This window comes from Microvirga sp. HS2 (assembly GCF_055792805.1).
On record NZ_JBVVAJ010000048.1, the window covers coordinates 1 to 22706 of the forward strand.

Genomic DNA, 22706 nt, shown 5'->3' on the forward strand with positions numbered 1-22706 from the left:
AACATCAGGGCCAGCGGTTATGACATACCGCGCACAAAGGCCGGAGACATGACTGCACCCGCCCCGCTAGGCCCAAACGTCATCAACAATCACATTGCCAAACGGGCGCCATCCAGACATGACGATGCCGATTGGCAAGTGAGTCATACCCATCGTCGGCTGGGATCCAGCCTTGCAAGGTCATATGGAACCGGGTTTCCCCGGGCGGTGTTCTCCAGAAAAATAGTTCTTGGACGCGACATTATCGAGGAGGGAGCTGCAATGAGAATGGGATTGTTAATTTCGACAGCTGGCTTGATCCTGTCGTTTACCCCGCTTCAAAGCTGGGCCGGGCCTTGCACAGAGCAGATCAGTGCATTGCAAAAAGTCGTGGATAGCAGTGACGCGGGTTCCGGGCCGACCATGAGAACCGGTTCCACGAATGCCAGGACGACTGGCTCGACGCAACCTCAGCAGGGCAGCGCAGAAGCTGCGGTACCCGCGACACCGCGTCAGGTGCCTCCCGCCGGTGAGGCTCCTAAGACCAATGCCACTACCGCCATGAATGCTGCGACGCAGGACAAGGCCGCATCGGCTCAGGACGTGCGTTCGCAGATCCAGGGAGAGCCCACGAGTTCGCAGATTGCGTCCGGCGCTACACCCGCGCCGGATCGAGCAAAACAGGTGGAGGCGGCTCTTGGGCGTGCCCGTTCTGCCGATCAAAGAGGGGACGCGACTGAATGCACGAACGCCGTCAACGAAGCTAAGGGCATTCTCGGCGCCAAGTAGATGGCGAGGGGGCGTAGAATGAGGAGGGGGCGCGAATAGCGCCCCCTGCGCGGACTTTCGGCTCGGCGGTCTCACTGCAGCCAGTGTTCCGCCGTTGCATGAGACGTTTTTCTCTCAAGGGAACAGCGCATGGTGTGGCTTCTGGCGGCTGTGATGTTTTGGACGATGGCCTCCGCCGCCGCTGCCGAGCCGCTGAGAACGGTCGTGTTCGACATCGAACTCGTCGACATGAGCCAGGAGGCGGAGCGCGGGCCGAGAGATGACCAGAGCCGCCGAGTGAAGCTCGTCAGCGATGAACTGCGCAGGCTACTCCAGGCTTCATCGCAAATCCAGCTCGTCGACCCGACGCCCAAGATGGACGAGATCAACCAGAAACTTCCTCTGTCCACCTGCAATGGCTGCGCCGAAGATATCGCCAAGGCGCTCGGGGCCGAACTCATGGTGTCGGGCATCGTGCAGAAGACCTCGGATCTGATCTTGAGTTTCGCCGTCGCGATCAGGGATGCCCGGTCCGGCGAACTTGTCCGCGGAGGGCAGGCCGACATCCGCGGAAATACCGATGAGAGTTGGCTGCGCGGGATCCGGTGGATCGTGAAGAACCGCCTCCTGTCCGAGCCGCTGCCGACGCGGCCCTGACATGGCGCCGGCGAGATCCGGAAACTCCGTCCTACCTCCATCGAGGAGCAATTCGCGACAATTGCGGTCTCAGGGCGCTCGTCCCTATTCGCTACCATGACGAACCGGCGTAAGCTTCCATTCCGAAGACGGTAGCGGATGCGGCCGAGCCCACGGAGCCTGCGCAAGGCCGTGTTCGAGGGAGAGCCCCGATGTTGTCCAGGCGTGATATTCTTTTGGCCGCAACGGTCGCGCCTGCATGGGTCAGGGCCGCTGACCTTCGTGAGGTGAGGGTGGGCGTGCTCCCCTTCGGTACGGTGCTGTGGGAGATCGAGACTATTCGCAGAGCTGGCCTCGATACGGCTAACGGCCTCGCGCTCAAGCCGATTCAATTGGCCACCAACGACGCTGCCCGTATCGCGTTCCAAGCCGGGCAGGTCGACACGATCGTCACCGATCTACTGCTGGCGGCCCGCCTCCGGAATGAAAACCGCAAAGTGAAGTTCATTCCCTTCTCGGCAACGGAGGGCGGCGTGATGGTGCCCGCCCGGTCCTCCATTCAGAATGTGGTGGATCTTGTCGGGAAGCGGATCGGAGTCGCCGGAGGCCCTCTGGACAAGAGCTGGCTTCTTCTGAAAGCCGACGTTCAGCAGAAATCTGGCATCGACCTGAGCACAGGTGCGGCTCCGGCCTATGGTGCCCCACCACTCCTGATGAACAAGCTCGAGGCGGGCGAACTCGATGCCGCCTTGTTGTTCTGGAATTTTTGCGCGCGACTGGAGGCAAAGGGCTACAGGCGCCTCGTCGGCGCGGGCGACCTTGCGCGATCGTTTGGCGTCGAAGGTGAAATTGCTCTTCTGGGATATATTTTCAAAGAAGAGACGGATCAGGCCATCCTCGACGCCTTCGCAAGGGCGTCCCGCAGTGCCAAGCAGGTCCTGCAGGCCCGGGACGACACATGGCTCCCGATCCGCCCCCTCATGAGCGCGGAGGACGAGACGACGTTCCAGGCTTTGAAGCGGTACTTCATCGAGGGCATTCCGCGCCGCAGCATTCCCGATGAGAGGGCCGACGCGGAGAGACTGTTCAGCGTGCTGGCTAGGATCGGCGGCGAGAAGCTGGTCGGTCCAGGCCAGAGTCTGCCCGCCGGCCTCTACTGGAACGATGATCGCAATCCGATGTGAGCGGATCGATGCCCACTGGCCTCCTGTCACGTCTCCTCTCGCTCCTGCTGCTCCTCCTCCTGTGGCAGACGGTGACCAGCATGGCCGATAGCGGGGGCGTGCCGTCACCTGCGGAGGTCTTCGCCTTCGTCGTGGAGGAAACCCGGTCGGGAGATCTGGCCCGCAATCTTACGGCAACGCTGAGGCGCGTCCTCATATCCTTCTCCCTGGCCATGGTTATCGGGGGAGCCATCGGACTGGCGCTGGGCCGGTCGCCCCGTTGCGACCGGATCGTGGATTCGTGGCTCATGATCCTGCTCAATACGCCTGCCCTTGTGGTCATCATCCTGTGTTACGTGTGGCTCGGCCTGTCCGAAACGGCTGCCGTCGCGGCGGTCACTCTCAACAAGATTCCGAACGTTGCGGTGATCATGCGTGAGGGCGCCCGCTCTCTCGACCCGCAGATCGAGGAAATGCGCCAGGCATTCCGGTTCGATCGTCTGACCTGGATCCGGCATGTTCTGTTCCCGCAGGTCGAGCCCTACGCGATCGCCGCCGCCCGCTCGGGTCTCGCTCTGGTCTGGAAGATCGTTCTCGTCGTCGAGCTGCTCGGGCGTCCGGATGGCGTCGGATACGCGCTCTCCTACTACTTTCAGCTGTTCAACGTGGCGGCCCTCCTGGGTTACAGTCTCGTCTTCACGGCTGTCGTCCTCGTGATCGACTCCGTCGTCCTTCAGCCTCTGGAAGCCTATGCAAGACGCTGGCGCCCTGTTCCCTCTGCAGCTTGATGTCGACCGGAAGGTGTACCGGCGGAAGGGTTTGCCGCCGCTCGAAATCCTTCGCGCGTTCAGGCTCGTCGTCGATCGGGAGGAAACACTGTGCCTGATCGGACCTTCAGGCGTGGGCAAGACGACGATCCTGCGGATTCTGATGGGACTGGACCGGGATTTCGAAGGCAGCGTTCGTCCCGCGCCGCGCGAGTTCCGAATTGGCCCTGTTTTTCAGGAGCCGAGGCTCCTGCCATGGCGCACGGCCGAGGACAACGTCCGCCTGGCCTTGCCGAGAAGCGAGCGCCGTCGACCGCTCGACGGCTTGTTCGCTGACCTGCGATTGACCGAGTGGATGCGGCGGTATCCGGGCGAACTCTCGGGCGGCTTGGCTCGGCGCGTCGCCCTTGCTCGCGCGCTGGCAATCGAACCGTCCCTTCTTGTGCTTGATGAGCCCTTCGTATCCTTGGACGAACACGCCGCGGCCGATCTGCGGGCCACCGTCTTCGAGGTGGTTGCCAGACACCGGCTGAGCGTCCTCATGGTGACGCACAACGTCCGGGAGGCGCTGGCTTTCGCGGACCGGTTGGTTCTTCTGGATGGCAGGCCCGCGCGGGTTCGGGCTGAGATCCAGATTTCCACGCCCCGCCAAGGTCGCTCCGACCGTTGGATCGAGGCGACGCTGGAGCAGCTTGCCGCGGATCATCCACAGACCATATCGTCGGGTCGTGCGGCACTTCAGGGTTGACGGGCTACAACATGAGCCGTTTCGCAGCCTTCGTGAGACATTGCGGCGCCCGTGTTCACCGGTCTCGAAAGTGGCTTTCACACTTGCGAGGAATCCGATGGATACTGCGTCAAGTAGCGCTTTGGGAGACGCGAACCCGAAGGGCCGCGGGGGCAGAAGCCGTACCCACTTTCTGCCAATGCGGCCCCGAGGGGCCGCAGGTCGCGCCAGGGCGCATCGCCTGTCTCTATGCTCTTGTCCTGAGCGTGGGAGCCGTCGCTTCGCCCGGATCATCTGCCGAAGAGGCAAACCCGTTTCCTGTCACGGAAATCGCAGCGGGCGTCTTCGTTTACGAGGCGCCCATCGCTCTCGCGGACGCGAACAATCTCGGCGCGATCGCTAACCTTGGATTTGTGATCGGCGAGGACGCGGTCGCCGTCGTCGACACCGGCGGGAGCCTGGCCGCGGGACAAAGGCTCCTTGCGGCGATCCGGGAGCGGACCGACCTGCCAATCCGGTATGTCATCAACACCCATGTGCATCCAGACCACGTCCTGGGCAATGCGGCATTCGAAGGCAGCGGAGTGACGTTCGTCGGGCACCACAACCTTCCCCAGGCCCTCGCCGACCGGGCGAGCACTTATCTGGCGGCCAACCGCGCCTTGATCGGCGCGGCGTTCGCCGGAACCTCCATCGTTCCACCGACGCGGCTCGCCGAGGACATCGTGGAGCTTGATCTCGGTCATCGAAAGCTTCGGGTCGAGGCCTGGCGCACGGCTCACACCAACACCGACGTCACTGTCCTCGACGAGGCAACGAGCACCTGGTTCCTTGGCGACCTGCTTTTTATCGGCCATGTTCCAGCCTTGGACGGCAGTTTGGCGGGATGGATCCGCACGTTGAGCGAACTGCGATCCCGCCCCGTCGCCCGGGTCGTGCCGGGCCATGGACCCTCGGCCGCACCATGGCCCGCCGCCGCGGACCCCACACAAGAATACCTAGCGTCCCTCCGGGCCGATGTGCGGACGTCGATCCGTCAGGGCCAAACGATCGGCGAGGTCTCCCGGCAGGCTGCCCAACGCGACGCTGGCCCATGGTTGCTGTTCGATCAGTTCAATCCTCGCAATGCGGTCACCGCGTTCCATGAACTCGAATGGGAATGACGACGCGCGGAAGACCGCGAGTGCGGGGCACCGATGGCGACATCTTCGGCGGCAATGGGCATTGAGAATCCGCGATGTGCGGCATTTTCCATTGCGCCCGGCGAATATTGGCGGTGATCTCGATATACGGCCGAGCTTGAAGACTTATGCTTAATGTTTACTGGCAAATGTGGAGTGCGTCATTGCTAAGCATGTCAATCGGCCGTATGATTTACGTTGGCTTCGGATTTTAAAAGCTTCGCTTAGGGAGGCGGATCTTGTCGCTGACTTCGTAGCTTTCTCCCGGACCGGCCAGGACCGGGCGCAGTTGCCGGCCGCGATGTGTGCCGAGGCTCTTGATCCCCCTGACGCTAAACGGCGGGTGCTCCGCATGCAGGTCGCAGCATGAGCATCCCGGGAGGAGACAACATGAAAGCGTTGTGCCTAGTGTCTGCATTTGCCTTGGTAGCTGGAAGCGTTCCGGCCAGTGCGAACGAAGAGGTTCAGAAACTGATTCAAGACCCGAACCAGTGGGTCATTCAAACGGGTGACTACGCCAACACCCGTTATTCCAAGCTCGATCAAATCAACGCGTCCAATGTGAACAAACTTCAGGTCGCCTGGACGTTCTCGACCGGTGTCCTGCGCGGTCACGAGGGCTCGCCCCTCGTCGTTGGCGATGTGATGTATGTGCACGCGCCTTTCCCCAATACGGTCTTCGCGCTCGACCTCAACAAAGACGGTAAGATTCTTTGGAAGTACGAGCCCCGGCAGGATCCGAACGTCATCCCAGTCATGTGCTGTGATACAGTCAACCGCGGATTGGCTTATGCCGACGGCAAGGTTTTCCTCCATCAGGCGGACACCACCGTCGTGGCGCTTGACGCTAAAACCGGAAAGCCTGTCTGGACGGCCGTGAACGGTGATCCCAAGAAGGGCGAGACCAACACGGCAACCGTGCTGCCGGTGAAGGACAAGATCATCGTCGGCATCTCGGGCGGTGAGTTCGGTGCGCGCTGCCATGTAACCGCATACGATATGAAGACAGGCAAGCAGGTCTGGCGCGCCTACTCCATGGGACCTGACAGCGAAATGCTGATCGATCCCGAGAAGACGACGGAACTGGGCAAGCCTGTCGGCAAGGATTCCAGTCTCAAGACATGGCAGGGTGACCAATGGAAGACCGGGGGCGGTTGCACCTGGGGCTGGTTCGCTTATGACCCGCAGCAGAACGCCTTCTATTACGGCTCGGGAAACCCCTCCACCTGGAACCCGAAGCAGCGGCCCGGCGACAATAAATGGTCGATGACCATCTTCGCCCGCGATGTCGACACGGGGATGGCGAAGTGGGTCTACCAGATGACCCCGCACGACGAGTGGGACTACGACGGCGTGAACGAGATGATCCTGACCGACCAGGATATCGGCGGGCAGCGACGTCAGACGCTTGTCCATTTCGACCGGAACGGGTTCGGCTACACGCTCGATCGGATCACCGGCGAGTTGCTCGTGGCCCAGAAGTTCGATCCGGCAGTGAACTGGGCCACAAAGGTCGACATGGACAAGAACAGCAAGACCTATGGCCGTCCGCTCGTCGTGGCGCAGTACTCGACCGAGCAGAACGGCGAAGACGTGAACACGAAGGGAGTCTGCCCCGCCGCTCTCGGCACCAAGGATCAGCAGCCGTCGAGCTACTCTCCACGGACCAACCTGTTCTACGTCCCTACCAACCACGTTTGCATGGACTACGAGCCGTATAAGGTCAGCTACACGCCGGGTCAGCCTTATGTCGGCGCGACGCTGTCGATGTATCCTGCTCCGAACAGCCATGGCGGCATGGGCAACTTCATCGCGTGGGACGCCCGTGAGGGCAAGATCGTCTGGTCGCTGCCCGAGACGTTCTCCGTGTGGTCCGGCGCTCTCGCGACTGCGGGCGACGTTGTGTTCTACGGCACGCTCGAAGGCTATCTGAAAGCCGTCGACGCCAAGACCGGCAAGGAGCTCTACAAGTTCAAGACCCCGTCGGGCATCATCGGCAATGTGATGACCTACACGCATGGCGGCAAACAATACGTCGCAGTGCTCTCCGGCGTCGGCGGCTGGGCCGGAATCGGCTTGGCGGCCGGCTTGACCGATCCCCATGCAGGCCTCGGTGCCGTCGGCGGCTATGCTGGTCTGAGCGATTATACGGCGCTCGGTGGCCAGCTGACCGTCTTCGCCCTGCCGCAATAGGCGAGCGATCGGCCTCCTTCCTCAAACACCGGAACGGGCGCAGATCGCTGCGCCCGTTCCGACTGTCGTCGCCGATCCCCCATGCAAGGAGAGGGCTTGTGTCAGCGAAAAGGTTTCGATCGCTTATGCGTCTGATGGCCAGGGGCGCCATTGGGGCCGCGGCGTTTGTGCTGTTGTTCGCTCCGGGAGTGCTGCGGGCCGATCCGACCGCTCCGGCCCGCGAGGAAAATGGGAAGTTTTTCGATGCCGAGGGCAACCCGACCTACCGCATCAAACCGGACGGAACAGTCGACTGGTACACCTATTCCGGCTTCCGGCGCTATCACTCGGATTGCCATACCTGCCACGGCCCCGATGGCGCTGGATCGACCTATGCTCCGGCTCTGGCAGAGTCACTGAAGACGTTGACCTACCAGCAGTTCACGGAGGTGGTCATCCAAGGCCGTCAGAACCTCAGGAACGGCAATACCAACGTCATGCCGGCCTTCGGCACGAACCCGAACGTCGCCTGCTACCTGGACGACATCTATGTTTATCTTCGAGCCCGCGCCGACGGCGCCCTCGGTCGCGGCCGGCCGGAGAAGCGGGATGACAAGCCACAGGCCGCGAAAGATGCCGAGGCGTCGTGTCTTGGCGGATGAGATGGCGCGCTGCCGTCGTCTGCGGCGTGGCATCCGACCGGGACGTCTCTGGAAGAGCCGCGGGCGAATGATCGGCTGCGTCGGGCTCGTGGCTTGCGCCATCGGGGCCGGTCCATCCCGTCCCGCTCACGCGCAGCACCTGCCGGATCTCGTTACGCCCGAGGTTCTGCGCGTTTGCGCGGATCCGGCCAACATGCCGTTCACCAACCGCGCGGGGCAGGGCTTCGAGAACCGGATTGCGGCCATTCTGGCTGACGAGCTCAAGGTTCCGTTGCGATACTATTGGCTACCACAAGGTCCAGGGTTCGTCCGCAATACGCTTGGCTTGAAGCTTTGCGACGTCATCATCGGATATGCCGCCGGCACGGACATCGTTCAGCACTCCAATCCCTATTACCGTTCGGTCTATACGGCCCTCGTGAAGACACGCGGAGACCTCGCCGATCTTAAGCAACTCTCGGACCCACGGCTCCGCTCGAAGCGGATCGGCGTCGTCGCCGCGACACCGCCGGTCGATCATCTCGAGGCCCTTGGCCTCGGGCAGAGTATGAAATCCTACTCGCTCCTCGTGGATCGGCGCTTCGAGTCTCCCGGAGACGATATGATTGCCGACCTGCTGGCAGACCGTCTTGATGTCGCAATTCTCTGGGGACCTGTCGCGGGCTACGGTGCGATTCGACACGAGGACACCCTCACCATGGTGCCCCTGATCGACGAGGCCGAGCGTCCGCCTCTGGCGTATCGCATTACGCTCGGGTTGCGGCCGAACGAGATTGAATGGAAGCGAACTCTCAATACCGCACTTCACAACCGCCAAGTCGCCATCAACCGTGTTCTCCACTCGTACGGCGTGCCTCTCCTCGATGATGACGGTCATCTCATCGAAGGCCCCGCGTCGGAGGATATCAGGCCATGAGGCATCCGCACGGGACCGCACGGACTTTCGGCCTTGGCGTTCTCGCCTGGATTCTCACGGTACCAGGCGCCTATGGCCAGGCTCCGCAGGAACCAGAAGGCTACCGGCTCAAGGACTACAGAGCCGCGACGCCGGCGACCCTCAAGGGAGCGGCGGTGATCGACACCCATGCAGCCGAGGCGTTATGGCGCAAAGGTGGTGCTGCCTTCATCGACGTTCTCCCGCAGCCGGAACGCCCCGCCAATCTCCCCCCCGGCACTCTCTGGCACCCTCCGTCGCATGAAAGCATCCCAGGCGCCATGTGGTTGCCGAATGTTGGCTTCGGCGAGATCGCGCCGGAAACCGAAGCCTATTTCCGCAACGGCTTGGCCGTTGCCTCCCAGGGTGTTTCTTCGCACGCGCTCGTCTTCTTCTGTCAGAGGGACTGCTGGATGTCCTGGAATGCGGCCAAGCGTGCTCTCAGCTATCGCTATTCTGCCGTATACTGGTATTCTGAAGGAACCGATGGTTGGAAGGCCGCAGGCCTGCCTTTGGAGAAGGCCGAGAAGGGTCCCTAGCGCGAAGGACGGGGCAGGGGCCATCCGCCCGATCTCGCATCCGCATTCGAACATTGTCCTTCATTGGGAGGCTGTTCATGACCTTCAATCCGCGCATCATCGCGTCGCTGTGGGCCGGTGTCGCCGCTCTCCTGCTGTTCACATGCCCATCGTTCGCGGATGACGAGAAGACCTGGTCCGAAATCCGATCCGCCATCATCGGCGAGAGCGTTCCGGAGGATGGAGCCGGACGGCTGACTCTCGTCGCGCCGGTGCGTGCCGAGGATGCCGCCATCGTGCCGATCGAGATGCATGTGAGGCTTCCCGACGAGGAAAAGGGCAGAGTGATCCGGATCGCGCTTGTTGTGGATGAAAATCCGGCTCCGGTCGCGGGCGTTTTCCAGTTTGGGGAAGGGCAATCCGCCTTCGACCTGGCAACCCGGGTACGGATCGACTCCTACTCGTTCGTTCGGGCCATCGCGGCCATGGACGATGGGCGCCTCTACATGGCGAAGGCCTACGTCAAGGCCGCCGGAGGGTGCTCGGCACCGGCCGTCAAGGATCCGGCGGAGGCGAAGGCTCACCTCGGGGACATGAGATTCAGGGTCTTCGCCGATCGGGGCGATGCGCAGATCCAGGTGCGGCACCCCAATTATTCGGGCCTGCAGATGGACCAGGTCACCCGTCTGTACACGCCCGCCTGGTTCATCGAGCATCTCGACCTTCGGCAGGGCGAAAAGACGCTCTTCACGCTGGAGGGCGGCATCTCCATCAGCGAGGATCCGACTTTCCGGTTCAGCTATGGCAGCACGGGCGAGCCGGTGACGGTAGAGGCAAGGGACAACGAGGGCCGCGTCTTCACGCAGACCTTCCCGGCGTCCGGCTCGTAAGATCCGCCTCAGCGGAAGCAGCGGATCTCGGCCTCCGCTTGAGCGCGGCGAAGATCGGCCACGATGTCGTCGAACATCTTGGCATTGCGGAACAGCGACAACTGCTGTCCAACTCCCTGTCTCATGGAAAGGATCGTCTCCGCCTGGACATAGCGGTCGTACGGGATGATCGAGGCCAGGACATCGACGGAGCAGGAGCATCGTTCGAGCATGTCGCGCGACCTCCCGTTCGCCGCCATGCAGCCGAACACATAATCGGCCCGGGCATTGGTGGGATAGTCGTTGGCGGGTTCGCCCTCGGCCGCTTGGCCCGCGATGGTGAGGAGGGCGAGAACGACACCGGCCCGTACGCTCGTCTCAAGGACCGTCCGGATCATAGCTGAGGGTCTCCTGAAGAAGGGCACGGCCGTTCGCGGCATCCGCCCTGACATCGATCGAGAGGATCTTTCCCGGCACTTGGTCGGATACCACGAACGAATAGGTGAGGGTATCGAGGCCCATCATCTGGGCCCGGTGAGAATCCTGAAGGAATGGCCGCATCGCGACCCTCCAGGCCGACACCTGTCCGTTCCGGTAGGCAGTCGTGAGCGGGGTCACCGAGGCGCTGTCGCGCAGGCCGGCCCGGATGGCGTTTCTGAAATAACGCGGATTGGCCCCGATCGCCGCAACAAGGGTTTGGAGGTGCTGCTCCAGGAACAGGACGAGGACGGGATTGCCCGCAACATCGTCGAACGGCCCGGCGGGCCGCCGCTGACCGCCGGAAAACATCTCAACCTGCACGTTGCGGGTTTCTGCGGACGATCCGGGGTCGACGAGGAGCCGGATCGTGTCCGAAAACCCGTGCACCCGCTCGGAGGGCAGGCTGCTGACGCGCTCGTACCGGTAGAGCAGGGCGGTGTCCGAGGGAACGGACCGCCAGTCCTGGGTCTCGAAGAGGAGGTCGGACGCGGCGGGTGCTTCCTGGGCCGGAGCCGGTGCGGCGGCCGTCCAGGCCAGAAGCGCGATGGCGACGGCTAGGCCTCGCATGCAGTCTCTCCAACAGGCTGCCGGCCGGGTGAGGCGCCGAAGCCCCGATAGACAGGTGCGGCAGAGACCGCCGACGACTCGGCCACGGCGAGATGACGGATCGATGCATGGTGAGGCGAGAGATGGCAGGCCGGGTCTGTGGCCGCGGCGTCGCCGGTCAGAGCCAACGCTTGGCAGCGGCAGCCACCCCAGTCCCGTTCGCGCCGCTCGCAGCTTCGGCACGGTTCCCGCATCCAACTGGTGCCGCGGAACGCGTTGAAGGCGGGAGACCGCGTCCAGATCTCTCCGAGAGAGTGGTCGTGCACGGTCCAGAACGCCAGGTCCGGGATCGATTCCGCCGCATGGCACGGCAGCACCTTTCCAGACGGCGTGACATTCATCAGGCGCCGCCCCCACCCGCCGGCGCAGGCCTTCGGAAAAGTGGCATAGTAATCGGGCAGCACGTGGTCGATGACCAAGCGCCCCTGCAGGCACTCCCGCGCGGCTTCCACGAGGGCGATCGTGCGATCGACCGCGGCCCGGGTCGGCATGAGGGCAGCCCGGTTCACGTAGGCCCAGCCATAATACTGCGTGTGGGCGACCTCGACACGCTTTGCGCCAAGATCGACGGCGAGATCGATGATCCCAGACACGTCGTCGATATTGGCCCGGTGAATGACGGCGTTGATCGTCAGGGGCAGGTCGAGTTCGATCACGTGCCTGGCGAACGCGATCTTCTGCTCGTGCGCCCCCTTCAGGTGTGCAATCTCATCGGCAACCGCCGCATCGGCCGCCTGAACGGAGAGTTGCACATGGTCGAGGCCGGCTTCGGCGAGCCCGCGGAGCTTCTCCCGGGCGGGGCCGACGCCGGAGGTGATCAGGTTGGTATAGAGTCCGGCTTGCGTACAATGGGCCGTGATCTCGGCGATGTCAGCTCGTGCCGTCGGCTCCCCTCCAGACAGGTGCACATGGAGCACGCCGAGTTCCGCGGCTTCGCCGAGAACCCGGCACCAGGTCGCGGTATCGAGCTCTGCCGAGCGGCGTTCGAGCTCAAGCGGATTGGAGCAATAGGGACAATGCAGCGGGCAGCGGTGGGTGAGTTCGGCGAGAAGCCCGATCGGGGGAGGGGCGTCGTTCGGAGCATCGCTCATGACTTCTGATCCGCTTCCGGGTTTGTGGTCCCTAAGATGCACCTGTTCAAGAGGCCGTTCAGCATATCGATCACATCCGCCTCGATCACGGCGGGGTCCCCATCGAACCGGGCCGCGAGATCGCCGGCGATCTCGCGGATACTTCTCCGGCCATCGATGAGCTTGAGCACCTCCAGGGCGACGATGTCGAGATCGAAGGCCCGCTCGGGGGCGAGGAGAACGTGCGTGTTCCGGATCCTGTCATGATGCACCCTGACGCCTCGTGGAAGGCGGGGGATGCTGCTTGTACTCAACCCGCTAGCCATCATGGCGTCTCCGCATTCGGCTTCCACGCTCCGGGTGGCACGAGACCAGGTTCGACATAGCTGAAATAGAGAGCATCCAGCTGAGCCCAGAGCACGTCGCACTTGAACGACAGCGCGTCGATCACCGCCTGCTGCTGAGCGCGCGTGACGGCGTTCCGCTTCACGTATTCCAGGGCGAAGTCCGCGTCCCGCGGAGCCTGCGACATCCGTTTCTCGAAATAGCTGAGCGTTCCGCGCGATATGAAGTTGTACCCGGCCAGCATCCCGGCGACGCGTTCGGAGATGATGGTGGGACTGAACAGCTCCGTGAGCGATGACGCGACCGCCTCGAGGAGCGAGCGCTCCCGTACGAAATGAACATAGGCCTCAACGGCGAAGCGCGTGGCCGGCAAGGCTCCCCGCATCGACATGACGTAGGCTCGCGGCAGATCGAGCCCGTCGGTCAGGCGCAGCCAACGTTCAATGCCGCCTTCGCCTTCCTTCTCTCCATCGTGATCGACGATCCTTTGGAGCCAGGCCCGTCTCAGCGTGCGATCGTCGGCACGGGCCATGAGGCTGGCATCCTTGATCGGGATCATCGCTTGGTAGCAGTAGCGGTTCAATGCCCAGGCCCGCACCTGATCGCGATTCAGTCGTCCACCATGCAGAAGACGATGAAACGGGTGAAGGTTGTGATAACGCCGCGCCCCAAGAGCCCGCAGTTCCGCCTCGAGCTCTGAAGCGGAGAGCAAGCGGTCGTCTGTCGGAACAGATTCCTGAGACACGGACAAGCCTTCCGTCATGGGAGGATCCTCAGACCATCATGCGCCACGATCCATCCGCTGCGCTCGACGAGGCGGCGTTCGTCCGAGCCTTCGACGAGCACGGGATTGGTGTTGTTGATGTGAACGAAGATCAGTTGCGGGACCTGGATGCCGGCCAGCCCCGCGATCGAGCCGTCCTCGCCCGCCATGGGAATGTGCCCCATGCGGCGGCCGGTCTTGTCGCTCACGCCCGCCCGGACGAGCTCGTCATCGTGGAGAACCGTCCCGTCGAAGAGCAGCGCATCCACTCCCGCGATCCGAGCGAGCACATCGCGGTCGACCCGTGCGCAGCCCGGCACGAAGGCGATCCGCTTGCCGGCCGCCTCGAGGATGATCCCGATCGTGGCATCGGGATTGTCCCCGTCGGCATGATCGTCGTTCTCGCGCCACAACGGGGATTTCCCCGGAACGGGGAAGACCGTCGCGGACAGTCCGGGTACCGGCTCAAAGGACTGCCCAAGACGTATAGAACGACGCACGACGATCTCCGGCGCGAGTGCGTCGAAGATCGGATTCAGCGCCAAGGTATCGAGGGTCTTGCGGGTGGCAAACAAGGCGAAAGCCTGTCGCTCCCTGAGCGTCAACAACCCGGCCACATGATCGATCTCGGCGCTGGTCAGGAGGACCGCATGAATCGGAGAGTGGCGCGACCTCTCCCGCGGATGCAGATCAACTGTCTGGGCGATCTGCTGGCGGATGTCTGGTGATGCATTCAGCACAAGCCAACTCTCCCCGTCAGCCGAAACCGCGAGGCTCGACTGCGTCCGGGGCCGTACCCTCGGGTCTCCGCTCCACGCCAGTCGGCAGACCGGACAGCGGCAATTCCATTGCGGGACACCGCCTCCTGCTGCAGACCCGAGAACGATGGCCTGCACTCTGACTGCCTACGCGACGGTCAGATTATCTGAAAGGGTCGATTTCGCTTGTCGGATCGATGTCGGCCGACTCGTAGCTTGTCACTTCCATGCCGACGCAGTACTCGAGAACAGAAGGCTTTGACCACTTCATGCTCATAGTTTCCTCCGCAGCTCGCCACGCGGTTCTTCGTCACGAGAGCCGCTGGCTTCGACTTGGCGGTTATATGCACCAAGTTCCTAACTATGCTGAAATCCGCGAGCCTAGGCAAGTAGAATTCCCCCTTGGCAGGGACTGAGACACGGCTGCTGCGGCACCCGACTCAGGCCGCCCTTCGTCGCAGAAGTAAAACCGACAGGAATCGTCAGATCGGAACCTCAAGCGCATTGCGCGCCACGCAACGCCAACGGTTGATCCGCCAGGCAGGATGGCTTTGTTGCCATTCCGCGAGCGTCGCCTGTGCGTGGACGAGGCAGCCCATGTAGCTCGCGTCCTCATACGAGAAGGTCAGCCGCTCCTCTTGACAGCTCTGGGGGGCGCTCAGAAGGCAAATGGTCATCAACACTAGCATCGACTGTCTCCAGGACTCTTCCGCTCCCCTTCGATGAGCCGTTCGCAGAACAACGCATGATAGGACGCAAAGGGCGAGCTGCACCGCGAAAATATGTGTCATGCGGACGCTACCCCGTGAGCATCATCGGCCTGTCTCCGTCCGTCGAAGCTACGAAAGAGCCAATGGATGTTGGACGGCGGATAGAATATTGTACAGCATTCGGAGAAGGGCGCCGCGGCTGTGCTCGAACATACGACTTTTCAGGATCGTCCGCTCAAGCTGCTGCATTGGTTTTGCCGGCTCGCAGCTGCGCTGGTCCTTCTTTGGGCCGGTTCGCCCGAGGCCGCCGAGACTGTCGATGTGAGGATGGCCTATCTGGCCTACCAGCCTCCCACGCCCCCCTCCTACGAGTTCGACCCGACCCCTGAGGACGAGGGCCTCGCCGGAGGCAGCCTTGCGGTCCGGGACAACAACACGACCGGGGCATTCACGGGTCAACACTACAGCCTCGTCGAAGCTTGGCTTTCCGAGAACGAGGATCCTGTTGCCAAGGCCCGGACGCTTGTCGAGGAGGGCATTCGGGTTCTAATCGTCAATCTGCCGGCCTCCGAACTTCTGGCGGTGGCCGATGCCTTGAAGGACCAGCCGGCGCTGGTGTTCAATGTCGGGGCGACCGACGACCGGCTGCGCGGTTCCGATTGCCGGAAGAACGTGCTGCACGTCGCTCCGAGCCGGGCAATGCTGACGGATGCCTTGGCGCAATTTCTCGCCTTCCGGCGCTGGCCGAGAGTATTTTTGGTCACGGGCCCCCAAGCAGGGGACCGGCTCTACGCAGACGCGATGAAGCGATCCGCTCGAAAGCTCGGACTGTCAATCGTAGCTGAACGACCCTGGGAATTCGGGCCCCTTGCCCGCGCAAAGGCCGATGCGCCGACCACAGCGGAGGCGCTCGTCTTCACGCGTGACGTCGACTATCAGGTTCTCGTGGTGGCGGACGAGGCGGGCGATTTCGGCGATTATCTGCCGTACCGCACCTGGCAGCCCCTGATCGTTGCCGGAACGCAGGGGCTGACGGCAACCACGTGGCATCCAACGCTCGAGGCGTGGGGAGCCGCGCAGGCGCAAAACCGGTTCCGCCAGCTGGCGAACCGGCCCATGCGGCCATTGGATTATCAATCCTGGATGGCCGTTCGGTCCGTCGGCGAGGCGATCACGCAGGGTGCCAAGGCGGACCCGGCGGACATCGGCCGGACGATATTGGATCCTAAGTTCGGGTTGCCTGCCTATAAGGGAGTGTCGGTAAGCTTCCGGTCATGGGATCACCAGCTTCGTCAGCCGATCCTTGTCGTGCAGCCGAGATTCCTCGTGTCGGTCGCTCCGGAAAACGGGTTTCTTCATCAGCGAACGCCCCTCGATACCTTGGGTATCGACGAGCCCGAGAGCGAATGCCGGATGTGATGGTGCCGTGAGAGGGAATTGATCCATGATCTTCAGGTTCGAGTTGTCCAGCGTCTATGCGGTTTGCATCCTGATCCTCATCGGGTTCGTCCCTTGCACGGCTCGGGCCTATACGGTGTTCGTCTCCAACGAAAAGGACAATACGGTCACGGTGATCGACTCGGAGGGGCTTCGGGTCGTCTCCACGGTGAAGGTCGGACGTCGCCCGCGCGGGATCCTCATCACGAAGGACGGGAAGAACCTCCTGATCTGCGCCAGCGATGACAACCGGATCGACGTTTTGGACACCAAGTCCCTCAAGATCCTGCGGTCCTTGAAATCGGGAGCGGACCCCGAACTCTTCGCCCTGCATCCGGCAGGAAATCCGCTCTACATCGCCAATGAGGACGACAACCAGGTGACAGTCCTGGACATCGAAAAAAACATCATCGTGAAAGAGGTGCCCGTCGGGGTCGAGCCGGAGGGAATGGGCGTCAGCCCCGACGGTAAGGTGCTCGTGAACACCTCTGAAACGACCAACATGGCTCACTTCATCGACACGCAATCCTACAAGGTCGTCGACAACGTGCTCGTCGACGCAAGGCCGCGCTTCGCGGAGTTCTCGGCGGACGGCAAGATGCTGTGGGTCTCTTCCGAACTGGGGGGCACGGTCAGCGTCATCAATGCCGAGACGCGCAAGATCGTCAAGAAAATCGGTTTCAGGATCTCGGGACTTCCGAAGGAAGCCATCCAGCCGGTTGGCGTGAGATTGACCCGGGACGGCAGCAGGGCGTTCGTGGCGCTCGGTCCGGCCAACCGGGTGGCTGTGGTGAACACGGACACCCTCGAGGTCGAGAAGTATCTGCTTGTCGGTCAGCGCGTGTGGCAACTCGCGTTCACCCCCGACGAAAAGCTCCTCTTCGCGACGAACGGCGTCTCCAACGACGTGTCGGTGATCGACGTCGATAAGCTAAGGGTCGTCAAGAGCATTGGCGTCGGACAGGCCCCCTGGGGCGTGGCCGTTACGCCGGAGTAAGGATCGCGGGCGATGAGCGCAAACGCGGGAAATGCCGGACCGGAACACACGCCCCATCATCGGGTCGATGCTCTGAGTGTCGAGAACGTGAGCCACTGGTTTGGGGAGCGGCAGGTCCTGCGGGAGGTCTCCCTGCATGTCCCGCAAGGCCGCGTCGTCGCGCTCCTCGGCCCCAACGGGGCCGGCAAGACGACGCTCTTCGCGATCATCACGCGGCTCTACCACAGCCGGACCGGAACCGCGCGGGTCTTCGGCTGCGACGTTCATCGGGAGCCGTCCCGGGCGCTCGCCAGTCTGGGCATCGTGTTTCAGACCCGGACCCTCGACCCCGACCTCACGGTCCTGCAGAACCTTGTCTATCACGCATCACTCCACGGGATCACCAGACGTCAGACGCAGGAACGTTCCGTCATGCTTCTCAAGCGGGTCGGACTTGCGGAGCGAATGGACGACAAGGTGCGGAACCTGTCGGGCGGTCAGGCCCGCCGGGCCGAGATCGCTCGAGCCCTCGTCCATCGACCGCGCCTCCTCCTGCTTGACGAGCCAACGGTCGGGCTGGACGTGGCGTCGCGATCCGAGATCGTTGCGGACATCCGGAGGCTCGTGCGCGAGGATGGCCTGTCGGTTCTGTGGGCCACCCATCTGCTCGACGAAGTCGATTCCGACGATGACCTCGTGGTGCTCCATGAGGGCAGGGTGATCGCGAGTGGACCTGTCCGGACGATCGCGCCGCAAGGCGACCTCACCGCCACGTTCCGCAGGCTGACGAGCGACAGACGGATCAAGGAGAACGCATGAGTGATCTGACGGTCGGCGGCAAGCTCGGTCCCGCCGGTTACATCACCTGCTTCGGGGGCATCGCGCGCCGGGAGTTCCTGCGCTTTCTCAATCAGCGAGGGCGCTTTCTCTCAGCTCTGGTCCGGCCGCTCGTCTGGCTCTTCATCTTCGCCGCAGGGTTTCGCAGTATCCTTGGGGTCTCGATCATGCCTCCATACGAGACCTATGTTCTCTATGAGGTGTATGTCGTCCCTGGTCTCGCGGTCATGATCCAGCTCTTCAATGGCATGCAGTCGTCCCTGTCCATGGTTTACGACCGCGAAGTCGGCTCGATGCGGGTTCTTCTCACCAGCCCGTTTCCGCGCTGGTCTCTCCTGCTGGCCAAGCTTGCAGCGAGCGTCCTCGTGTCGCTCGCCCAAGTCTATGTCTTTCTCGCGATCGCCCATTTCTGGGAAGTTGAGATCCCGCCGATCGGCTATCTGACCGCGCTTCCGGCCTTTGTGCTGTCAGGGCTGATGCTCGGCGCGATCGGCCTGTTCCTGTCGTCGCTCGTCCGTCAGCTCGAGAACTTCGCCAGCGTGATGAACTTCGTGATCTTTCCGATGTTCTTTGCGTCCTCCGCCCTCTATCCGCTTTGGCGCATCCGGGAATCCAGCGAGACGCTCTACCTGATCTGCCGCGTGAACCCGTTCACGCATGCGGTCGAACTGGTCCGGCACGCACTCTACGGCTCCTTCGAGCCCGTTGCGCTGATCGTTGTTGCCTCCGCGACAATCGTCTTCTTTCTGCTCGCCGTTGTGGCGTATGATCCTGCGCGCGGTGTCATGACCCGTCGCGGCGGGCCTCCGGGAGAGTCGGCATGAGGCTTTTCTCATGGTGTGGCGTGGTGATCATGAGTGCGGGGCTTTGTCCTGCGGCATGGGCACAGGCTCCTTCGGATTCCGAGTGGCCCTGTGTCCAGCAGAAGGTGCCGGTGGTAGCGGCCAGCACGGTGTGGTCGGGGCCGGACCTTCAGGAGGCTGGATCCTGGCAGGCGGATGCGGAAGCGGCGTCGCTGGCCCAGCGTCTGGCCTCGCGCCGCACGCGGACGGAAGAGATCGACGGCTTGGTCGAGGCCTTCTCGGAGCGGGCCGGCGAACAGAAGGCGGAGCGCCTCACACGGGTGTTCGCGGGCGCTCTCGAGATCGTCAACACGGAACGGTCTCGCATCATCGCCGGTATCGAACGCTATGCCCGCGGCCAGGAGCAGCTTGCCGAGAGAATCCGCGCGGAGGCCGATGAAATCACCGCCGCGAAGGACGAGCCTGGCGCCGAACCCGTGAAGGAGATTCACGATCTCGAAACCCGCTTCCAATGGGACAAGCGGATCTTCGAGGAGAGATCTCAGGCGCTCAGCTCCGTTTGTGAAACGCCGGTTCTCCTGGAGCAGCGGCTCCTCGAGATCGCACGGAGCATCGAGGCCCGTCTTTAGCCGGATGGGCCGAGGAGGAGCAATTCCGGCCTCGACCGATTTTTCTCGAAGGTCCGACGGCCTCATCGGAGCGCTGCGGACGGAACCAAGGGAGGAATGCAATGGACATGCGAGCCGCGGTAGCGTGGGAGGCGGGCAAGCCTTTGACGATCGAGACGATCCGGCTGGAGGGGCCGCAGGCCGGCGAGGTCCTGGTCGAGGTCATGGCCACCGGGGTGTGCCACACCGACGCCTACACCCTCTCGGGCCTCGACTCCGAGGGCAAGTTCCCGGCCATCCTCGGCCATGAGGGCGCCGGCATCGTGCGCGAGGTCGGGCCCGGCGTCACCACGCTGAAAGTGGGCGACCACGTCATCCCGCTCTACACCCCTGAGTGCCGCAACTGCAAATCCTGCCTGTCGCGGCGCACCAACCTGTGCACCGCCATCCGCGCCACGCAAGGCCAGGGCGTGATGCCCGACGGCACGAGCCGCTTTACCTGCGACGGCGAGACCGTGTTCCACTACATGGGCTGCTCGACCTTTGCCAACTTCACCGTACTGCCCGAGATCGCGCTCGCCAAGGTGCGCGAGGACGCCCCCTTCGACAAGATCTGCTACATCGGCTGCGGGGTCACCACCGGGATCGGCGCGGTGATCTACACCGCCAAGGTGTGGCCGGGCGCCAATGTGGTGGTGTTCGGGCTCGGCGGCATCGGCCTGAACGTGATCCAGGGCGCGCGCATGGTGGGCGCGGACAAGATCATCGGCGTCGACATTAATCCGGCGAAGGCCGAGATGGCGCGAAAATTCGGCATGACCGACTTCGTCAACCCGCAGGAGATCGGCGCCGACAAGGTGGTGCAGGCGATCGTTGATCTCACCGGCGGCGGGGCGGATTTCTCGTTCGACGCCACCGGCAACACCGAGGTGATGCGCCAGGCGCTGGAGTGCTGCCATCGCGGCTGGGGCGAGAGCATCATCATCGGGGTGGCGGAAGCGGGCAAGGAGATTGCCACGCGGCCGTTCCAGCTGGTGACCGGGCGGGTGTGGAAGGGCACGGCGTTTGGCGGCGCGCGCGGGCGCACGGACGTGCCGAAGATCGTCGACTGGTACATGGAGGGCAAGATCAACATCGACGATCTGATCACCCACACCATGCCGCTGGAGGAGATCAACACCGCCTTCGACCTGATGCACGAGGGCAAATCGATCCGCTCGGTCATCGTCTACTGAGCCGGAGACACAGATGAGCTTCGAAACCGTCTCACACGCGCGCTGCTTTGGCGGCACGCAGTTCGTTTATCGCCACGCCTCGCAGGAGACGGGCACGCCCATGCGCTTTGCGGTCTATGTTCCGCCGCAGGCCGCAAAGGGCAAGGTACCTGTGGTGTGGTTCCTCTCGGGCCTGACCTGCACGGAAGAGAACTTCACCGTCAAAGCCGGCGCGCAGCGCGTCGCCTCGGAGCTCGGCCTCATCCTCGTCGCGCCGGACACGAGCCCGCGCGGCGAGGGCGTGCCGGACGATCCCGAAGGCGCCTATGATTTCGGTCTCGGCGCGGGCTTTTACGTCGATGCCACGCAGGAGCCCTGGGCGAAGAACTACCGCATGCGCTCCTATCTTGAGCGTGAGCTGCCAGAGCTGATCGCAGAGCATCTGCCGGCCGACATGGAGCGGCAGGGCATCATGGGCCATTCCATGGGCGGGCACGGCGCGCTCACCATCGCGCTCCGCAATCCGGGACGCTTCAAGGCCGTCTCGGCCTTCGCGCCGATCGCCGCGCCGATGAACTGCCCCTGGGGCGAGAAGGCGCTGTCAGCCTATCTCGGCTCCGACCGATCCGTCTGGCGCGACTACGATGCCTGCGCGCTGATCGAAGGCGGCGCCCACGTGCCCGACATCCTGGTCGATCAGGGCACCGCCGACAGCTTCCTCGAAAGCCAGCTGAAACCGCAGCTTCTGGAGGAGGCCTGCGCGAAGGCCGGTCAGCCCCTCACCCTGCGCCGGCAGGAAGGTTACGATCATTCCTATTTCTTCATCGCGACCTTCATCGAGGACCATCTGCGCTGGCACGCCCAACGCATCGGCTAGACCGTCCTGAAAGCGTGCGGGTGCCGCAGTCGCAGCGCCTGCGGCCTTTGTATTGATCCCTTTTTTCGTCTGCAGGGTAGACGCTCCCTGTGGTAAGCTGCGCCGGTCTGTGGACCAGACTTCCCTGCACGAAGGAGAGTTCAATGACAGTATCTCTCTCGATTCACCCTGCCGTCGATAATGGTGTAACCCCCGGCGATCCCAGCTTTGCCGGCGGCAAGCTCATGTGCAAGTGCGCCGACGATCCGGTCGTCGTCGAAATCAAGGGTAACAGCGCTCACAACCATATGTGTGGCTGTACCAAGTGCTGGAAGCCGAAAGGCGCGTTGTTCGCTATGGTTGCGGTCGTGCCGCGCGAAAACGTGACCGTTACGGCGAATGCGGACAAGCTCCAGGTTGTGGATCCGACTGCCACGATCCAGCGGCATGCATGCAAGGTTTGCGGCGTCCACATGTTCGGGCGCATCGAAAACCCCAACCATCCCTTCTACGGACTCGACTTCATCCACACGGAGCTCTCGCCCGAAAAAGGGTGGGCGGCGCCGGGATTCGCGGCGTTCGTGTCATCGATCATCGAGTCCGGAGCCGATCCGGCGCAGATGCCGCAAGTGCGGGCGCGCCTGAGAGAGCTCGGCCTGGAGCCCTACGATTGTCTTTCGCCGGAGCTGATGGATCTGATCGCAGCCCATACGGCCAAATCCAAGCAGGCCGCTGCCGCATAGGTGCGCGCCTTACGGGCGCTGCGGGTCGGCCGAGTCGCAGCGCCCGGACTATCGTGAACGTACTTGCCGTCGGACAGAGCCTGAAGAGAGGCTGCCGCTGGGACACGGAGCATTACCGCTCGGG

Annotated in this window: 25 protein-coding genes and 1 pseudogene; 19 read left to right on the forward strand and 7 right to left on the reverse strand. The window is 63.1% G+C overall.

Annotated features, from left to right (window positions below; all coding sequences use genetic code 11):
• From ACS5Q0_RS24915 to ACS5Q0_RS24965, 11 genes are all read left to right on the forward strand, one after another.
• The coding region (locus tag ACS5Q0_RS24915; RefSeq protein WP_473129347.1) for a hypothetical protein at positions 1-768 on the forward strand (768 nt) is incomplete at its 5' end.
• Between the two features lie 129 nt (positions 769-897).
• A complete protein-coding gene (locus tag ACS5Q0_RS24920; RefSeq protein WP_473129348.1) occupies positions 898-1404 on the forward strand; it encodes a DUF3280 domain-containing protein in 507 nt (168 codons plus the stop codon).
• 191 nt (positions 1405-1595) lie between these two features.
• Entirely contained in the window at positions 1596-2567 is a 972-nt protein-coding gene (locus tag ACS5Q0_RS24925) for an ABC transporter substrate-binding protein (protein WP_473129349.1), read from the forward strand.
• An 8-nt stretch (positions 2568-2575) separates the two neighbouring features.
• Positions 2576-3334 (forward strand): ABC transporter permease, encoded by a 759-nt coding sequence (locus ACS5Q0_RS24930; RefSeq protein ID WP_473129350.1) that lies wholly within the window; start codon positions 2576-2578, stop codon positions 3332-3334.
• Positions 3297-4061, forward strand: coding sequence for an ABC transporter ATP-binding protein (locus tag ACS5Q0_RS24935; protein WP_473129351.1), 765 nt, complete (start codon positions 3297-3299; stop codon positions 4059-4061). Before ACS5Q0_RS24930 ends, ACS5Q0_RS24935 begins: the two co-directional genes overlap by 38 nt.
• Positions 4062-4306: 245 nt before the next feature.
• Entirely contained in the window at positions 4307-5203 is an 897-nt protein-coding gene (locus tag ACS5Q0_RS24940) for a quinoprotein relay system zinc metallohydrolase 2 (protein ID WP_473129352.1), read from the forward strand.
• A gap of 408 nt (positions 5204-5611) precedes the next feature.
• On the forward strand, positions 5612-7414 hold the full coding sequence (gene xoxF5 / locus ACS5Q0_RS24945) for a lanthanide-dependent methanol dehydrogenase XoxF5 (protein WP_473129353.1): 1803 nt from the start codon (positions 5612-5614) through the stop codon (positions 7412-7414).
• Between the two features lie 125 nt (positions 7415-7539).
• Positions 7540-8055: a c-type cytochrome, methanol metabolism-related gene (locus ACS5Q0_RS24950; protein ID WP_473129354.1), complete on the forward strand. Its 516-nt coding sequence runs from the start codon at positions 7540-7542 to the stop codon at positions 8053-8055.
• 67 nt (positions 8056-8122) lie between these two features.
• Complete coding sequence (locus ACS5Q0_RS24955; protein ID WP_473129355.1) at positions 8123-8971, forward strand: quinoprotein dehydrogenase-associated putative ABC transporter substrate-binding protein; 849 nt, start codon at positions 8123-8125, stop codon at positions 8969-8971.
• Positions 8968-9528: a PQQ-dependent catabolism-associated CXXCW motif protein gene (locus tag ACS5Q0_RS24960; RefSeq protein ID WP_473129356.1), complete on the forward strand. Its 561-nt coding sequence runs from the start codon at positions 8968-8970 to the stop codon at positions 9526-9528. Before ACS5Q0_RS24955 ends, ACS5Q0_RS24960 begins: the two co-directional genes overlap by 4 nt.
• Positions 9529-9605: 77 nt before the next feature.
• Positions 9606-10397 (forward strand): quinoprotein dehydrogenase-associated SoxYZ-like carrier, encoded by a 792-nt coding sequence (locus tag ACS5Q0_RS24965; RefSeq protein WP_473129357.1) that lies wholly within the window; start codon positions 9606-9608, stop codon positions 10395-10397.
• 8 nt (positions 10398-10405) lie between these two features.
• Here ACS5Q0_RS24965 and ACS5Q0_RS24970 read toward each other — a convergent pair whose 3' ends face one another.
• From ACS5Q0_RS24970 to ACS5Q0_RS25000, 7 genes and pseudogenes are all read right to left on the reverse strand, one after another.
• Positions 10406-10774 (reverse strand): hypothetical protein, encoded by a 369-nt coding sequence (locus ACS5Q0_RS24970; RefSeq protein WP_473129358.1) that lies wholly within the window; start codon positions 10772-10774, stop codon positions 10406-10408.
• Positions 10755-11423 (reverse strand): hypothetical protein, encoded by a 669-nt coding sequence (locus ACS5Q0_RS24975; protein WP_473129359.1) that lies wholly within the window; start codon positions 11421-11423, stop codon positions 10755-10757. The genes ACS5Q0_RS24970 and ACS5Q0_RS24975 overlap by 20 nt, the downstream gene beginning before the upstream one ends.
• A complete protein-coding gene (pqqE, locus tag ACS5Q0_RS24980; protein WP_473129360.1) occupies positions 11411-12553 on the reverse strand; it encodes a pyrroloquinoline quinone biosynthesis protein PqqE in 1143 nt (380 codons plus the stop codon). The genes ACS5Q0_RS24975 and pqqE overlap by 13 nt, the downstream gene beginning before the upstream one ends.
• Positions 12550-13640, reverse strand: a pseudogene (gene pqqC, locus ACS5Q0_RS24985) (pyrroloquinoline-quinone synthase PqqC). Before pqqC ends, pqqE begins: the two are co-directional and overlap by 4 nt.
• Positions 13637-14536 carry a pyrroloquinoline quinone biosynthesis protein PqqB gene (gene pqqB / locus ACS5Q0_RS24990; protein ID WP_473129361.1) on the reverse strand — a complete coding sequence of 300 codons (900 nt, stop codon included), beginning with the start codon at positions 14534-14536 and terminating at the stop codon, positions 13637-13639. The pseudogene pqqC and the gene pqqB overlap by 4 nt, the downstream one beginning before the upstream one ends.
• A gap of 25 nt (positions 14537-14561) precedes the next feature.
• Positions 14562-14675: a pyrroloquinoline quinone precursor peptide PqqA gene (gene pqqA / locus ACS5Q0_RS24995; protein ID WP_473129362.1), complete on the reverse strand. Its 114-nt coding sequence runs from the start codon at positions 14673-14675 to the stop codon at positions 14562-14564.
• A 205-nt stretch (positions 14676-14880) separates the two neighbouring features.
• Positions 14881-15087 (reverse strand): hypothetical protein, encoded by a 207-nt coding sequence (locus ACS5Q0_RS25000; protein ID WP_473129363.1) that lies wholly within the window; start codon positions 15085-15087, stop codon positions 14881-14883.
• A 261-nt stretch (positions 15088-15348) separates the two neighbouring features.
• Here ACS5Q0_RS25000 and ACS5Q0_RS25005 point away from each other — a divergent pair, with 261 nt between their 5' ends.
• The 8 genes from ACS5Q0_RS25005 (at position 15349) to gfa (ending at position 22582) form a co-directional block, all read left to right on the forward strand.
• Complete coding sequence (locus tag ACS5Q0_RS25005; protein WP_473129379.1) at positions 15349-16527, forward strand: ABC transporter substrate-binding protein; 1179 nt, start codon at positions 15349-15351, stop codon at positions 16525-16527.
• Positions 16528-16552: 25 nt separating this feature from the next.
• Entirely contained in the window at positions 16553-17542 is a 990-nt protein-coding gene (locus ACS5Q0_RS25010; RefSeq protein WP_473129364.1) for a YVTN family beta-propeller repeat protein, read from the forward strand.
• A gap of 12 nt (positions 17543-17554) precedes the next feature.
• Positions 17555-18340 carry an ABC transporter ATP-binding protein gene (locus ACS5Q0_RS25015; RefSeq protein WP_473129365.1) on the forward strand — a complete coding sequence of 262 codons (786 nt, stop codon included), beginning with the start codon at positions 17555-17557 and terminating at the stop codon, positions 18338-18340.
• Positions 18337-19182, forward strand: coding sequence for an ABC transporter permease (locus ACS5Q0_RS25020; RefSeq protein ID WP_473129366.1), 846 nt, complete (start codon positions 18337-18339; stop codon positions 19180-19182). Before ACS5Q0_RS25015 ends, ACS5Q0_RS25020 begins: the two co-directional genes overlap by 4 nt.
• Positions 19179-19790, forward strand: coding sequence for a hypothetical protein (locus tag ACS5Q0_RS25025; RefSeq protein WP_473129367.1), 612 nt, complete (start codon positions 19179-19181; stop codon positions 19788-19790). Before ACS5Q0_RS25020 ends, ACS5Q0_RS25025 begins: the two co-directional genes overlap by 4 nt.
• A 101-nt stretch (positions 19791-19891) precedes the next feature.
• Positions 19892-21004, forward strand: a complete 1113-nt coding sequence (locus tag ACS5Q0_RS25030) for an S-(hydroxymethyl)glutathione dehydrogenase/class III alcohol dehydrogenase (RefSeq protein ID WP_473129368.1) — start codon at positions 19892-19894, stop codon at positions 21002-21004.
• 13 nt (positions 21005-21017) lie between these two features.
• Positions 21018-21860 carry an S-formylglutathione hydrolase gene (fghA, locus tag ACS5Q0_RS25035; protein WP_473129369.1) on the forward strand — a complete coding sequence of 281 codons (843 nt, stop codon included), beginning with the start codon at positions 21018-21020 and terminating at the stop codon, positions 21858-21860.
• A gap of 143 nt (positions 21861-22003) precedes the next feature.
• Positions 22004-22582 (forward strand): S-(hydroxymethyl)glutathione synthase, encoded by a 579-nt coding sequence (gfa, locus tag ACS5Q0_RS25040; RefSeq protein WP_473129370.1) that lies wholly within the window; start codon positions 22004-22006, stop codon positions 22580-22582.
• The last annotated feature ends 124 nt before the right edge of the window (positions 22583-22706 follow it).

Bases quoted from the DNA above. Each gene is read 5' to 3' on its own strand.
- ACS5Q0_RS24920 (WP_473129348.1), top strand. From the start codon at position 898: ATGGTGTGGCTTCTGGCGGCTGTGATGTTTTGGACGATGGCCTCCGCC.
- ACS5Q0_RS24925 (WP_473129349.1), top strand. From the start codon at position 1,596: ATGTTGTCCAGGCGTGATATTCTTTTGGCCGCAACGGTCGCGCCTGCA.
- ACS5Q0_RS24930 (WP_473129350.1), top strand. From the start codon at position 2,576: ATGCCCACTGGCCTCCTGTCACGTCTCCTCTCGCTCCTGCTGCTCCTC.
- ACS5Q0_RS24935 (WP_473129351.1), top strand. From the start codon at position 3,297: ATGCAAGACGCTGGCGCCCTGTTCCCTCTGCAGCTTGATGTCGACCGG.
- xoxF5 (WP_473129353.1), top strand. From the start codon at position 5,612: ATGAAAGCGTTGTGCCTAGTGTCTGCATTTGCCTTGGTAGCTGGAAGC.
- ACS5Q0_RS24950 (WP_473129354.1), top strand. From the start codon at position 7,540: ATGCGTCTGATGGCCAGGGGCGCCATTGGGGCCGCGGCGTTTGTGCTG.
- ACS5Q0_RS24955 (WP_473129355.1), top strand. From the start codon at position 8,123: ATGATCGGCTGCGTCGGGCTCGTGGCTTGCGCCATCGGGGCCGGTCCA.
- ACS5Q0_RS24960 (WP_473129356.1), top strand. From the start codon at position 8,968: ATGAGGCATCCGCACGGGACCGCACGGACTTTCGGCCTTGGCGTTCTC.
- ACS5Q0_RS24965 (WP_473129357.1), top strand. From the start codon at position 9,606: ATGACCTTCAATCCGCGCATCATCGCGTCGCTGTGGGCCGGTGTCGCC.
- ACS5Q0_RS24970 (WP_473129358.1), bottom strand. From the start codon at position 10,774: ATGATCCGGACGGTCCTTGAGACGAGCGTACGGGCCGGTGTCGTTCTC.
- ACS5Q0_RS24975 (WP_473129359.1), bottom strand. From the start codon at position 11,423: ATGCGAGGCCTAGCCGTCGCCATCGCGCTTCTGGCCTGGACGGCCGCC.
- pqqE (WP_473129360.1), bottom strand. From the start codon at position 12,553: ATGAGCGATGCTCCGAACGACGCCCCTCCCCCGATCGGGCTTCTCGCC.
- pqqA (WP_473129362.1), bottom strand. From the start codon at position 14,675: ATGAGCATGAAGTGGTCAAAGCCTTCTGTTCTCGAGTACTGCGTCGGC.
- ACS5Q0_RS25000 (WP_473129363.1), bottom strand. From the start codon at position 15,087: ATGCTAGTGTTGATGACCATTTGCCTTCTGAGCGCCCCCCAGAGCTGT.
- ACS5Q0_RS25010 (WP_473129364.1), top strand. From the start codon at position 16,553: ATGATCTTCAGGTTCGAGTTGTCCAGCGTCTATGCGGTTTGCATCCTG.
- ACS5Q0_RS25015 (WP_473129365.1), top strand. From the start codon at position 17,555: ATGAGCGCAAACGCGGGAAATGCCGGACCGGAACACACGCCCCATCAT.
- ACS5Q0_RS25020 (WP_473129366.1), top strand. From the start codon at position 18,337: ATGAGTGATCTGACGGTCGGCGGCAAGCTCGGTCCCGCCGGTTACATC.
- ACS5Q0_RS25025 (WP_473129367.1), top strand. From the start codon at position 19,179: ATGAGGCTTTTCTCATGGTGTGGCGTGGTGATCATGAGTGCGGGGCTT.
- ACS5Q0_RS25030 (WP_473129368.1), top strand. From the start codon at position 19,892: ATGGACATGCGAGCCGCGGTAGCGTGGGAGGCGGGCAAGCCTTTGACG.
- fghA (WP_473129369.1), top strand. From the start codon at position 21,018: ATGAGCTTCGAAACCGTCTCACACGCGCGCTGCTTTGGCGGCACGCAG.
- gfa (WP_473129370.1), top strand. From the start codon at position 22,004: ATGACAGTATCTCTCTCGATTCACCCTGCCGTCGATAATGGTGTAACC.